This window comes from Sphingomonas sp. BK036 (genome assembly GCF_004216825.1).
Lineage (GTDB): Bacteria > Pseudomonadota > Alphaproteobacteria > Sphingomonadales > Sphingomonadaceae > Sphingomonas.
On the sequence record NZ_SGXR01000005.1, the window covers coordinates 324,514 to 337,650 of the forward strand.

General features: G+C 66.7%; 8 protein-coding genes. 1 reads left to right on the forward strand and 7 read right to left on the reverse strand.

Annotated features, from left to right (window positions below; genetic code table 11):
- From treY to glgX, 4 genes are read right to left on the reverse strand one after another with little or no spacing between them, the layout of a single operon-like run.
- Positions 1-2,427 carry a malto-oligosyltrehalose synthase gene (gene treY, locus EV283_RS11755; protein ID WP_130325538.1) on the reverse strand — a complete coding sequence of 809 codons (2,427 nt, stop codon included), beginning with the start codon at positions 2,425-2,427 and terminating at the stop codon, positions 1-3.
- Positions 2,424-4,397, reverse strand: coding sequence for a 4-alpha-glucanotransferase (gene malQ, locus EV283_RS11760; protein WP_130325540.1), 1,974 nt, complete (start codon positions 4,395-4,397; stop codon positions 2,424-2,426). Before malQ ends, treY begins: the two co-directional genes overlap by 4 nt.
- On the reverse strand, positions 4,394-6,103 hold the full coding sequence (gene treZ, locus EV283_RS11765) for a malto-oligosyltrehalose trehalohydrolase (protein ID WP_130325542.1): 1,710 nt from the start codon (positions 6,101-6,103) through the stop codon (positions 4,394-4,396). The genes malQ and treZ overlap by 4 nt, the downstream gene beginning before the upstream one ends.
- Positions 6,100-8,202, reverse strand: coding sequence for a glycogen debranching protein GlgX (gene glgX, locus EV283_RS11770; protein ID WP_242615934.1), 2,103 nt, complete (start codon positions 8,200-8,202; stop codon positions 6,100-6,102). Before glgX ends, treZ begins: the two co-directional genes overlap by 4 nt.
- 175 nt (positions 8,203-8,377) lie before the next feature.
- Between glgX and EV283_RS11775 the strand changes: the two genes are divergently transcribed.
- A complete protein-coding gene (locus EV283_RS11775) occupies positions 8,378-9,481 on the forward strand; it encodes an NADH:flavin oxidoreductase/NADH oxidase (protein WP_130325546.1) in 1,104 nt (367 codons plus the stop codon).
- Positions 9,482-9,589: 108 nt separating this feature from the next.
- Here EV283_RS11775 and EV283_RS11780 read toward each other — a convergent pair whose 3' ends face one another.
- From EV283_RS11780 to EV283_RS11790, 3 genes are read right to left on the reverse strand one after another with little or no spacing between them, the layout of a single operon-like run.
- Complete coding sequence (locus tag EV283_RS11780; protein ID WP_130325548.1) at positions 9,590-10,393, reverse strand: SDR family oxidoreductase; 804 nt, start codon at positions 10,391-10,393, stop codon at positions 9,590-9,592.
- Positions 10,394-10,421: 28 nt separating this feature from the next.
- Complete coding sequence (locus EV283_RS11785) at positions 10,422-12,245, reverse strand: glycoside hydrolase family 15 protein (RefSeq protein WP_130325550.1); 1,824 nt, start codon at positions 12,243-12,245, stop codon at positions 10,422-10,424.
- The gene (locus tag EV283_RS11790) at positions 12,238-13,029 is read right to left on the reverse strand and encodes a glucose 1-dehydrogenase (RefSeq protein ID WP_130325552.1); all 792 of its coding nucleotides are present in this window, start codon (positions 13,027-13,029) and stop codon (positions 12,238-12,240) included. Before EV283_RS11790 ends, EV283_RS11785 begins: the two co-directional genes overlap by 8 nt.
- Between the last annotated feature and the right edge of the window lie 108 nt (positions 13,030-13,137).

Here is a 13,137-nt window from a genome sequence, read left to right on the forward strand (position 1 = left end):
TCAGCCGTTAGCGGGCAGCAGATCGATCGAGACAGAACGCTCGCCGAACAGATCGGCGAGCCGTTCGCCGGAGGCCAGCGCGGTATCGCCCCACCAGTCGCGCACGCCAATCCCGCCGAGGTGACGCTCGGCAGACCGCAGCGGCACGACACACCGCAACACAGCCGCGTCGCTAACCCGCCTAAACGCGATGACCTGATCCGCACGAGAGCCGGTAACGGCGATGGGCTCGTATCCGCCCGTCGCGAACAATGCCGGATGATCGCGCCGCAGCGTCAGAAGCCGCTGGATAAGCGCCATCTTCGCCGGCGGGTCGCCGTCCAGACTGGCCTGCAGACGTGAATAGTCCACCGGCCGACGGTTGTCGGGATCGACCAGGCTCAGGTCGGTGGCCTCGGTCCCCTGATACAGATCGGGCACGCCGGGCACCGTGTAGCGCAACGCGACTTGAGCGAGGCTGTTTGCTTCGGCTGCGGGGGCCAACGTCGCGACGACGGCGGTCAGGTCTTCCAGAAACACCCGCGATCGCGTGGGATCAAGAAGCGCCCGCGCCAGATCGTGGCAGCGCGCTTCATAGTCCGGGTCCGGTGCCTCCCAGGACGAGCGCAGCTTCGCCTCGCGCAAAGCCTTTTCCTGCCACGCCACGATCCGCTCCGCATAGTCGGACAGCCCTCCGGTGTCTGACGCAGAGAGTCCCTCTGGCCAAGCGCCGAACAGCGTCTGAAGCAGCGTATAGCTGTCATCCAGCGCCACCCCGTCGGTGAAGGGCAGCGCGAGGTCCAGCCATCGTTCGACATGCGTGCGCCACAGATCGGGCACTTCGCTAAGCACCGCCAGCCGCGCGCGCACGTCTTCGCCACGCTTGTGGTCATGCGTCGCGGTGGCGAGCATCGCCGCAGGCCAGTCGCGTGCGCGATCGATCATCGCGGCATGAAAGTCTGCGATATCCAGCGACATGCGGCCGGCGTCGAAGCCGACGTCGTTGCGCGAGAGCAGCCGACCATAGCGGTAGAAGGCGGTATCCTCGACCGCCTTGGCGGCGATCGGCGCGGACAGCTGCTGGAATTTGCGGACCGCCTCCGCCGCCAGCCCGGCGTCCCCCGGTCCCTCGCCCGCCAACCATGCCAGTATCCGGTCGACGACCGCGTCCTCGCCCGGGGGCACGAACTCAGCGATACGCTCGCGGACCGTTTCGCGGATCGCGGCATCTGCTGCGGGGGCGGCATCGCCGGTCCCATAGGTGCGGTAGACCGGGAAGACCCACAGCATGCGCTCGATTGCCCGGTCGAGCATGCCGCGCGTGAGGCCGTCGCACTCCGGCGTCGAGCGCGCCAAGGCCACGAACGCCTCGACGCACCCGCGGCGCTGGCCATCGAACTGCCAGGCGAGCAATTCCTGCCGCGCGCGCAGCTCCTCGGGTGCGAACGCCGCGGATCGCCCGCTTATGTCCGCCCAGAGGGTGGCGAGCGGCTCGGCGCCGCCGCTCGCGTGGAGCAAAGCTGCAACCTGCTCCATGAAATCATAGCCGCTGGTACCGTCGACACTCCAGTCCGTAGCGAGCGGCTCGCCGTCCGCCAGGATCTTCTCGATGACGATGTACGCCGGGCCGGGCGGTGCGTCGGCCGGCCGCGTGATCGCGTCGAGCCGCGTGCGCAGCTGCCGGCAATAGCCCGCGGGGTCGGTAAGTCCGTCGACGTGATCGACGCGGACGCCGTCGATCAGGCCCTCGCCGTAGAGGCGGAAATACAGCGCATGCGTCGCGTCGAACACGACCGGATCCTCGACACGCAAGCCGGCAAGGTCGTTGATCGTGAAGAACCGCCGCCAGTTGAGCTCGTCATTGGCAACGCGCCAGGATGCCAGTCGGTAATGCTGCCGGTCGGCCAGCGCGGCGATATCCGCGGTGGCCGCGGTCGCCTGGTCCTCGTCGCGGAGCGGCAGACGGTGCTCGCCATAGGCTTCGAGGACGTAGCGGCCGTCGACCTGCTCGACCTTCAGGGCGCCGCTCGCGATCGTTTCGGCCAGCGGATCGCCGAGGATCGGCAGGACGAGCTTCTCCCGCCAGTCGATGTCGAAATAACGGGCGAACGCGCTGTCTTCGCCCCGTGCGAGGACGTCGTTCCACCAGTCATTCTCACCGCCCGCCACGCCCATATGGTTGGGGACGATATCGATGATGATGCCCATATCGCGCGCACGGAGCGCCGCGACCAAGCTCCGGAACGCAGCCTCGCCGCCGAGTTCGGGATTGATGCTGGTCGGATCGGCGACGTCATAGCCATGCGTCGACCCGCGCCGCGCCCGCGTGATCGGCGAGGCATAGACATGGCTGATCCCGAGCGTGTCGAGATACGGCACCAGCGCCTCGGCATCGGCGAAGGTGAAATCCTCGTGGAACTGGAACCGGTAGGTCGCGCGGGGGGTCATGCGGGTCTCGTGGCGTTGAGGGCGTCGATACGGGCGGTGACGTCGGAGCGGTCGAGCAGCGCCTCGGTCGTGTCAGGCAGGCGGCGGCGCCAATTGGGATGCTCGTCGATCGTGCCCGGCAGGTTGGGCTGCTCGACCAGCCCCGCGAGATCCTCGACGGGCACGATGGCGAGCGCGCAGGGCGTGCTCGCGACATGCGCGATCGCCGCGTCGGCGACCGGGTCGGTGTCGTCCTCCGCGGGTTGATCGCGGCCCGTGTCGAACGCGGCCCACAGCGCGTCACGATCCTCGGCTCGGGCGGCACGGTCTGCGACTTCGTCGACCGCCTCGGACGTGCGGCCCAGCGCCCAGGTCCAGCCGATATCGCGCCCGCTCCACCAGCCGGCGACGGTCGCCAGATCATGCGTGCCGGTCATCGCCACCGCGTCGGGCGACCATTCCGCGGGAGGGACGAAGCCATCGGCATCACGCTCGAACCACAAGACGCGCATGCCGAGCATCGCACGCGCATCCATCGCCTCGCGGAACCCGTCGGGGACGGTGCCGAGATCCTCGCCGATGACGATCGCCTTGGCGCGGTGCGACTCCATCGCGACGATCCGCATCAGGTCGTCGAACGGCATGTCGAGATACGCGCCGTCCGCGGCCGATGCGCCCTCGGGTACGACCCACAGGCGGCGCAGGCCAAAGGCATGGTCGATACGGATGCCGCCGGCATGCGCGAGGGCTGCGCGGATCGTCGCGATGAATGCGGCGAATCCGGTATCGCGAAGCGCTTGCGGATCGAACCCGGTAATGCCCCAGCTTTGGCCGTCAGGACCCAGCGGATCCGGCGGCGCCCCGATCGACAGACCGGTGAGCAGATCACCGCGCCGGCTCCAGCCGTGGCTGCCGCCTGGGTCCATCCCGACGGCAAGGTCGGCGATGAGGCCGATCGCCATGCCCGCATCCTTGGCGGCCGTCTGCGCGGCATCCAGATCACGGCGCGCGCGCCACTGGAGGAACGCGTAGAAGGCCACGTCCTCGGCATGATCTTCGACGAAGCGGCGGACGGCAGGGCTGGCAGGGTCATGATAGTCGGCCGGCCATTGCTGCCAGCCGCGTGCACCCATCTGTGCGAAGAAATGCGCGTGGAGGGCGTCGAATTCGGCGTGGCGTTCGAGATCCTCCCCACCGTCTCGTCGGAACGCGTCGAGGCTTTCGCCAATGTCGGCAACCTCTTCCGCGTAAGTCTTGCGAAGCTGTGCAAGCTTCGCAGGTATCGCGTTCTGCCAATCGATCAGATCGGCGGAGACGTCAGCCAAAGCGTCCGCGTCGGCGGACGGCGTCCCGTACAGGCCGTTGAGAAACTGGCGGCTCGATGGCGCATAGGGGCTGTAGCGGCTGGCATCGGCTGGAAACAGCGCATGCGTGGGGCTGATTGCGAGCGCATCGGCGCCGCGGCCGCCAAAGGCACGCGCAGCATCGGCCAGCGTTCCGAAGTCGCCGAAAGCGTTGCGAGTGTCCCCGCAAAGGCTGGGGATCTGAACCGCGGGCGCCCAGCATTTGCGCCCGGGGACCGCATCCGCGATCGTAAAGCAGCGCCGCGGGGCGACGAGCAGATCGATCTCAGTGCCGTCGATCGCGAGACGGTGATACCCGACCTGCTCGATCGGCTTCAACGCGCCGTTCTCCACCGGCAGCGAGATCCTCGTGCCGTCTTCGAGCGTCAGTTCGGCGCTGCTCGAAGCCGTCGCGGGAAGCACAATCGGGTCGCCGCAATCGACGGACAGGAACCGGGGCGCATGGGCCGTCCTGCGCTCGATTGCAGTGAGGCTGTCGGCGATTTGCGTGTCGCTATCCGATGCATGGCCGAGGCGATCGAGGATTGTCCGCAAGGCATCGTCGCATACGGTCTGGCGACGCCCGGCAGCGTCCTGCCAGTCGCGCTGCAGCCCGGCGGCCGTCGCGAGCGTGTGCAGGCCGCTCATCGCGCCAACCAGGCCGCGATGCTGCCAGGCTGGCCGGGGTCGCCATCCGCGAAGATCGGCGCGGGCTCGATGACAGGAAAGGCTACCGCCTCGTCCCCCAAGTTCAGCGTGATGGTGAGAATCGCGCCATCACTCATCCGCCAGCGCGCGACGACAGCCCCCTCCCCGATCGGTTCCGCCCCGATCGCGGTCGTGCCGCGTAACCGCGGGATGATCGCCTCGTGGCGGATCTTGAGCAGCGTGGCGTACAACGCTTGCCACGTCGCAGCATCCGGGCCGGGATGCGCGCGCGACTGGTCGAACGTCTCAAGCGCGTTGGGATCGGGGATCGCCTTGCGCGCTTCAGGATCGGCGAAAGCGGCAAACTTGGCAAATTCCTTCCGCCGCCCTTCGCGCACCGCATCGGCGAGCTCGTCGTGGAAGTCGGTGAAGAACAGGAACGGGCTCTCGCTGCCCTGCTCGTCCCCCATGAACAGCAGCGGGATCTGCGGGCCCAGCAGAAGCAGCGCGGTCGCGGCCCGAAGCTTTTGCCGGTCGGCGAGCAGCGTCAGCCGCTCGCCCATCGCGCGGTTGCCGATCTGATCATGGTTCTGAAGAAATGCGACGAACGCGGTCGGCGACAGATGCGCGCTGGGTTTGCCACGCGGCTTGCCGTCGTGGTTGGGCGAGCCCTCGCCCTGATAGATGAAGCCTTCGCCGAGACAGCGCGCGAGCCGTTCGGCCGGGCGGTCGGCGAAGTCCGCGTAATAGGCACTGGTTTCGCCGGTCAGCAGGACGTGCAGCACATTGTGGAAATCGTCGTTCCACTGCGCATCGAACGCCGCGGGGTGGAGGCGCTCGGCGTCGTTGCCTTCGTTCTCCAGGACGAGATGAACGTGGCGGCCCGCGGTCTTGTCGCGGAGCTCGGCGGCCATCGCGTCGAGGAAGTCGTCATTCTCGATCGCGTGGACCGCGTCGAAGCGGAGTCCGTCGACCTTATAGTCGTTCAACCACATCAGCGCATTATCGACGAAATAGCGGTGGACCGGCGCCTGATCGACCGCGACCGCGCCGCCCCAGGGGGTATCGACTTCGGGGTGAAAGAATCCCTTCGCATAGGCGCCGAGGTAGTTCCCGTCGGGCCCGAAGTGATTGTAGACGACGTCGAGGAACACCGCGAGGTCGAGTTCATGCGCCCGGTCGACCAGCGACTTGAGCGCTTCAGGCGTGCCATAGCTTTCGACCGGAGCATAAGGCAGCACGCCGTCATAGCCCCAGTTGCGCGTGCCGCCAAACGCATTGACCGGCATGAGTTCGATCGCCGTCACGCCAAGCGCGGCGATCGCCGGAAGCCGGTCTGCGACACCCGCGAAACCGCCCAGTGCGCCGACATGGACCTCTTGGATGACCATCTCCTCCCACGCGCGCCCGCGCCAGTCCGTCGCGCGCCACGCATAAGCGGCGTGGTCGACGACGACGCTCCAGCCATGGACGCCGCCCGACTGCGCGCGCGAGGCCGGGTCCGGGACCGTCAGGTCGTCCGTGAGCCGGAACCGGTAGCGCTCATCTGCGCCGACCGGAGCCTTTGCGCTGAACCACCCGTCAGGCTCGCTGGTCATGGCGACCGTCGCGCCGCCGGCTATCTCGAGCGTCACCCGATCGCGGTCGGGAGCCCAGAGGCGGAAGGTCGTCCCATCGGCCTCGAGCGTCGGTCCCCAGCCGGTCATGCCGCCGCGATCGTCCATGTCAGCAACGCCGCACCCTGCGGCGGGATCTCATAGCTGTCCTTGATCGGCGTGGCGGCCTGATCCGGCTTGCTGCTATCGATGAGGACAATGCGTTCGGCATCCTCAGGCGGCGGCATGTGGAAGGTCAGCGGACCCTCCGAGGCGTTGAGCAGGAGCGAGATCACCTGCACCTCGCCCGACTCGCGCTCGCACGCCCGGCGCATCACGAGTGCGCGACCGTTGCTATTCTCCCAATCCTCGGAGGTGAGCTGCTGGCCGCGCTCATCCCACCATTCGATGTCCTTGAGACCCTCGGCCGGCATATCCTCGCCGTACAGGAAGTTCCCGGCGCGGAGCATCGGATAGTCTCGGCGCAGCGCGATCAGCCGCGATGTGAAGTCGATCAGTGCGTCACCCTCGGGCGACTTCGCTTTCTCCCAATCGAGCCAGCTGATCTCGTTATCCTGGCAATAGGCGTTGTTGTTGCCGTTCTGCGTCCGCCCGAACTCGTCCCCCGCGACCAGCATCGGCGTGCCGAGCGAGGCGAACAACGTCGTCAGCATCGAGCGCATCACGCGCTGGCGGGTTTCGAGGATCGCCGGATCCTCGGTCGGCCCCTCGACGCCCCAGTTGCGCGAGCAGTTGTTCGAATGGCCGTCGCGATTGTCCTCGCCATTCGCCTCGTTGTGCCGCTCCTCATAGGCGACTGTGTCGGCCAGCGTGTAGCCATCATGCGCGCCGAGCAGGTTGACGCTCGCCCACGGACGGCGCGCGCGGCGGTCGAACAGATCCGCCGACCCGGTCAGGCGCGCGGCGAGATCGGCCCGCTGCGCGTGATCGCCGCGCCAGAATTTCCGCACCGTATCGCGGTATTTGTCGTTCCATTCCGCGAAACCGGGGGGGAAGTTGCCCAGTTGATAGCCCCCGGGGCCAATGTCCCAAGGTTCGGTGATCAGCTTCAGCTTGCCGAGCACCGGGTCCTGCCGCAGCACGTCGAAGAACCCCGCACCCGGATCGAAGCCGGTATCCGTCCGCCCCAGCGTCAGCCCGAGATCGAAGCGGAAGCCGTCGATGCCGAAGCTGGTCGCCCAGTAGCGCAGCGAATCCGCGACCATCTGGATGACGCGCGCCTTGGTAAGGTTCAGCGTGTTGCCGGTGCCGGTGTCGTTGATCGAGAAGCGCGGATCGTCCTTGACCAGCCGGTAATAGCTCGCATTGTCGAGCCCGCGCCACGACAGCGTCGGCCCCTGTTCCGAGCCCTCGCAGGTATGGTTGTACACGACGTCGAGGATTACCTCGATCCCGGCGGCATGCAGCCGGCGGATCGAACGGCGCAGCTCGTTATGGCTGTCGGCTGCGAAGAACGAACGCTCGGGCGTGAAGAAGTTGAGGGTATTGTATCCCCAGTAATTCCGCAGCCCCTTCTCCTGCAGGAAACGATCCTGGATATAGGTGTGGATGGGCAGCAACTCGATCGCCGTCACCCCGAGGCGCTTGAGGTGATCGATCACCTTGGGGTTGCCGAGCGCCGCGAAGGTGCCGCGTTCGGAGGGCTGGACCTCGTCGAACAGCTTGGTCAGGCCCTTGACGTGCGCTTCGTAGATCACCGTCTCGGACCAGGGGGTGTTGGGTCGCACGTCACGCGACCAGTCGAAATGGCTGTCCGTCACGACGCCCTTGGGCATCGTCAGCGCACTGTCGCGCTTGTCGAAGCTCAGGTCCGCACGCGGCGACTTGACCTGATAGCCGTACATCGCGTCGGTCCAGCGGAGTTCGCCGATCATCTGCTTGGCGTACGGATCGAGCAGCAGCTTGTTCGGGTTGAACCGGTGGCCTTCCTCGGGTGCGTACCGACCATGCGCGCGGTAGCCATAGACAAGGCCGGGCTGCGCGTCGGGGAGGTAACCGTGCCAGACTTCATCGGTCCATTCGGGCAGCGCATAGCGTTTCAACTCGCGCCGACCGGTCTCGTCATAGACGCAGAGCTCGATCTTCTCGGCGTTGGCGGAGTAGACCGCGAAATTGACGCCAAGGCCGTCGAAAGTCGCGCCCAGCGGATAGGCGGAACCGGCGTCGAGCGTGTCGGGCAGTAGATGCAAGGCGAAGACCCTTTTCGTGGCGCCGACCGCAGCTTTATCGCGGTGCAGCATTGCTTGGCGTGAAACCCGTCCGCCGCTTCCTATGTTCCCCGTTCCGCAGCGAGTTTTCGCCGCGCGATTTTTATCAGCAAGGGACGACCATGCGCACTTCTCTCACCGTCGGATCGACCATCGCATGAGCGGGCCGAAACTGTTCGCACCGCTCACGATCGGCAACCTGACGCTCGTCAATCGTATCGTCATCGCGCCGATGTGCCAATATTCGGCAATCAATGGCTGCATGAACGACTGGCACCGGATCCATCTCGGTCAGCTCGCGCTGTCGGGTGCGGCGCTGCTGACGATCGAGGCAAGCGCGGTGCTGCCCGAGGGGCGGATCACGTACGGCGATGTCGGGCTGTACGACGATGCGACCGAGGCCGCGATGGCGGGCGTGATCGAGAGCATCCGGCGCTGGTCCGACATGCCGATCGCGATCCAGTTGTCGCACGCGGGCCGGAAGGCATCGTGTGAGGTGCCGTGGAAGGGCGGGCTCCAGATCGCGCCGGGCGAACCCAATGGCTGGCAGACCGAGGGACCCTCGACCGTACCGTTCCTCCCCGAGGAGAATGCACCGGTCGCGCTCGACCGCGAGGGACTGGCACGGGTGCGCGATGCGTTCGTGGCCGCGACGGTGCGCGCCGCCCGGCTCGGGATCGATGCCGTCCAGCTGCACGCCGCGCATGGCTATCTGCTGCACGAATTCCTGTCGCCGCTGTCGAACCATCGCGAGGACGAGTATGGCGGCAGCCTCGAAAACCGGATGCGGTTCCCGCTCGAGGTGTTCGATGCGGTTCGCGCGGCATTCCCGGCAGAGCGCGCGGTGACGATGCGCGTGTCCGGCACCGACTGGGCCGAGGGCGGCTGGGATTCCGAGCAGACGGTGGCGTTTGCCAAGGCGCTCGAGGCGCGGGGCTGCAGCGCGATCCACGTCTCGAGCGGTGGCACGACGCCGGCGCAGCAGATTCCCGTCGGGCCGAGCTACCAGGTGCCGCTCGCACGCGCCGTGAAGCAGGCGGTGTCGATCCCGGTCGTCGCGGTCGGACTGATCACCGACTATGAGCAGGCCGAGGCGATCGTGGGTACGGGGGATGCTGACATGATCGCGCTCGCACGGACGATCCTCTACGATCCGCGCTGGCCGTGGCATGCCGCTGCGCATCTGGGCGGCAAGGTCAAGGCGCCGAGCCAGTATCTGCGTTCGCAGCCGCGGCAGTTTAAGGATCTGTTCGAGGCGTAAGGCTCGCTTCCTACTGCCTTCTTGTTCCCCCGCGGAGGCGGGGGCCCAGGATCTCAGGCGATACCATCCGTAATACTGGGCCCCCGCCTCCGCGGGGGCCCAGTGTCCTCAGCCCGCCACCGTCATGACCGAGCCGGAATCGACCCGGATATCCGCGCCGTTGATGAAGCTCGCCCGCTCCGAGCACAGGAACACGATCGCCGACGCGACCTCTTCCGCGGTGCCACGGCGCTTCAGCGTCATGCCCGGGCGCTCCTCTTCGAGAAACGTCTCGATCGCCTCGTCGAAACTCGTTCCCTTCTCGTCGGCGCGCTTCTGCATCATCTTGTCGGTCATCGGCGTCGCGATGAACGCGGGCGACACGGTGTTCACCAGTACGTTGTCACAGCCATAGGCCTTTGACAGCCCCTTAGACAGGCTGGAGATCCCCGCCTTCGATGCGCAATAGGCAAGCTCGTCGACATAAGGCTGCACCGCATCCTCCGAGCTCATCAGCACGATGCGACCCCATTTGCTCGCGCGCATCGCCGGGATCGCCTCGCGGCAGACGCGCACCGCACCCATCAGGTTGATGTCGATCGTAGACTGCCAGCCCGCATCGTCGACATCGAGGAAATCACCGGTCGCACCCGTCACGCCTGCGCAATTGACCAGGATGTCGGGCTCGCCGAGCTGCGCGCGGACCTTCTCGAAGAGTGCCGCGACGTCGTCGAGCTTGGTGAGGTCCGCCTCGACCGCGATGATCTCGCCATGCGCCTTCAGGTCCTCGACGCTGGAGTCGAGGTCACCGCCGGGCTGGTCGGAGATCGCGACCCGTACGCCTTCCTGCAGCAGCATCCGGGCGGTTTCCTTGCCCATGCCGCTGTCCGCGCCGGTCACGAGCGCGATTCTGCCTGCGATATCGAGGTTCATGCTGTCGTCCTTGTGGTGGTGATGAAAGTCATGCCCATTCCCGCGGACCGTCGCTGTCGAGCGCTCGGTCGAGGTAGAAGGCGGCACTGATCAGCGCGAGATGGCTGAAGCCTTGCGGGAAATTGCCGAGGAAGCTGCCATCTTGCGCGATCTCTTCGGCAAACAGCCCGACATGGTTGGCGTGCGCGAGCAGCTTTTCGAAGTTTAGCCGCGCTTCGTCGAGCCGCCCTGCCCGCGCGAGACATTCGACATACCAGAACGAGCAGGCGACGAACGCCCCCTCCTGCCCCGGCAGGCCATCGTCGATCCGGTAGCGATAGACCTGCCCATCATCGGACAGGTCCTTGCCGATCGCCTCCAGCGTCGCGAGCCACTTCGGATCGGTCGCACCGATGAAGCGGACCAGCGGCATCATCAGCAATGCGCCGTCGACGGCCTTGTCCTCGGGTGCGTCGCCGATCGCGCGGACGAAGCGGCCGAGATCGTCGTCCCAGAACTGCGCCCAGATATCGTCATGGATCGCTGTCCGCGTTTCCGACCAGCGTACCAGCGGCGCCTGGAGCGAGCGCTTCTGCGCAAGCCGCACCGCGCGATCGATCGCCACCCAGCTCATCAGCCGCGAATGCAGGTAATGCTTCTTCGGCCCGCGGACTTCCCAGATCCCTGAATCCGGCGTGGCCCAGGTATCGCAGACCTGATCGACGATCCGGCCGATCGCCACCCAGGAGTCATGCGCGATCGCCTCGCCATATTTGCTGCCGAGATAGGTCGCGTCGAGCAGCGCGCCGTAAATGTCGTGCTGCGTCTGGTCCTTGGCCTCGTTGCCGACGACGATCGGTGCGGCGCCGCCGAAGCCGCGGAGGTCCAGCTTGCGCTCGTCGGCGATCTCGCCGCCGTCGAGCGCGTACATCACGCCGAGATGCCCCTTCGAACACGCCTGCGCGCGATCCATCGCCCAGTGGAGGAACCCAACCGCCTCCTCCTGATAGCCCAGGCGGATCAGCGCATAGACGGTGAACGAGGAGTCGCGGATCCACGTCGCGCGGTAGTCCCAGTTGCGCACCCCGCCCGGCGCTTCGGGCAGGCCGAAGGTCGCTGCGGCGGCGATCGATCCGTGCTTGCGCGAGGTAAGCAGTTTCAGCGCCATCGCCGACCGCTCGACCGTCTCGCGCCAGCGACCGCGATAGCGCGAGGTGCGGCTCCAGCTCCGCCAATACGCGATGTCGCGTTCGACGATCGCATCGAGCGCATCGGTGTCGAGCGAGACGTCGTCCGGGTTGCTCAGGATCAGCGAGACGGTGTCGCCTTCAGCAAGATGGATCTCGGCGGTCAGGTCGCACCCGTCGGCAACCAGCGACCCTGCGCCATGCAGCGCGAGCGCAAGCCCGCTCTCATGATCGAACCGCCCGCGCGAGACGTCTGTGCCGTCCGTCGTCACCGAGGCCTTGCGCCCCACGACGCCATAGTCGAACCGCGGCGCGCACCGCACCCGCACCGTCGCCGATCCCCGCGTGCAGGTCAGTCGCCGGACCAGCCGCGACGGCGCATCGTCCGCGTCGTTGCCCACCGGCATGAGGTCGATCAGATCGACGCTCGCCGCGTCCGCCATCCAGCGGGTGAGCAGGATGTTGGTTTCGGGCAGGTACATCTGGACGATGTTGGCCCCCGGCAGATTGGGCTCGGCGGCGAAATACCCGCCCGTTTCGGTGTCGAGCAATCGCGCGAATACCGATGCGCTATCGAGGCAAGGCCAGCAGAGATAGTCGATCGTCCCCGCCGTATCGACCAGCGCGACGGTTTCCAGATTGCCGATCGCGCCGTGATCCGCGATCGATATGGCGGCCTTATCCATTGTCGCGGAAGCCCGGATACAGGCTCATCCCGCCGTCGATCGTCAGCGTCGATCCGACGATATAGTCCGCTGCATCCGAGGCGAGGAACAGTGCCGCCCGCGCGACGTCGTCGGGATCGCCGATCCGGGCATAGGGAATGAGTTCGAGCAGCTTGTCCTGGTCGGCGGTGGCATCCGCGTTGATCTCGGTCGCGATCGCGCCGGGGGCGATGCCGTTCACGCGGATCCGGTCGCCCGCAACCTCCTGCGCCAGCGTCCGCATCAGCATCCCGCTGCCACCCTTCGACGCGGCGTAATTGGCATGCCCGGCCCAGGGGATCACCTCGTGTACCGAACTCATGAACAGGATCTTGCCGATCGCCCGGCTGACGCCGCGATCGCCCTGCCCGCGAAACCGCCGCACTGCCTCGCGCGAGACGAGGAACTGCCCGGTCAGATTGACGTCGATGACCCGCTTCCAGTCCTCAAGCGACAGCTCGGCATAGGGCGCATCCTTCTGCATGCCCGCATTGGCGAACACGATGTCGACGCCGCCAAACCGCGCGACCGTCTCGTCGAACAGCTTCAGCACCGCGGCCTCGTCCGACGTATCCGCTTCGCACGCAAACGCCTCGCCGCCGGCCTGCTCGATTTCCTCGACGACCGCGCGCGCCTTGTCCGCGCTGCTGTTGTAGTTCACCGCGACCTTCGCGCCCGCCTTGGCAAACGCGATTGCGGACGCACGGCCAAGCCCGGAACTCGCGCCGGTGACGATCGCCACCTGGCCTGTCAGGTCGATATGCATGGCTGGTCTTTCGCTGGGGATTACCGCCGCTCAACGCGCCCCGGCGAAAGTTTATCCCTGCGCACGCTCGAGCATCGCCCGCGGACGGTGGCACTAAGCCTTTGACGG

Bases quoted from the DNA above. Each gene is read 5' to 3' on its own strand.
- malQ (WP_130325540.1), bottom strand. From the start codon at position 4,397: ATGAGCGGCCTGCACACGCTCGCGACGGCCGCCGGGCTGCAGCGCGAC.
- treZ (WP_130325542.1), bottom strand. From the start codon at position 6,103: ATGACCGGCTGGGGACCGACGCTCGAGGCCGATGGGACGACCTTCCGC.
- EV283_RS11785 (WP_130325550.1), bottom strand. From the start codon at position 12,245: ATGGATAAGGCCGCCATATCGATCGCGGATCACGGCGCGATCGGCAAT.
- treY (WP_130325538.1), bottom strand. From the start codon at position 2,427: ATGACCCCCCGCGCGACCTACCGGTTCCAGTTCCACGAGGATTTCACC.
- EV283_RS11790 (WP_130325552.1), bottom strand. From the start codon at position 13,029: ATGCATATCGACCTGACAGGCCAGGTGGCGATCGTCACCGGCGCGAGT.
- EV283_RS11775 (WP_130325546.1), top strand. From the start codon at position 8,378: ATGAGCGGGCCGAAACTGTTCGCACCGCTCACGATCGGCAACCTGACG.
- EV283_RS11780 (WP_130325548.1), bottom strand. From the start codon at position 10,393: ATGAACCTCGATATCGCAGGCAGAATCGCGCTCGTGACCGGCGCGGAC.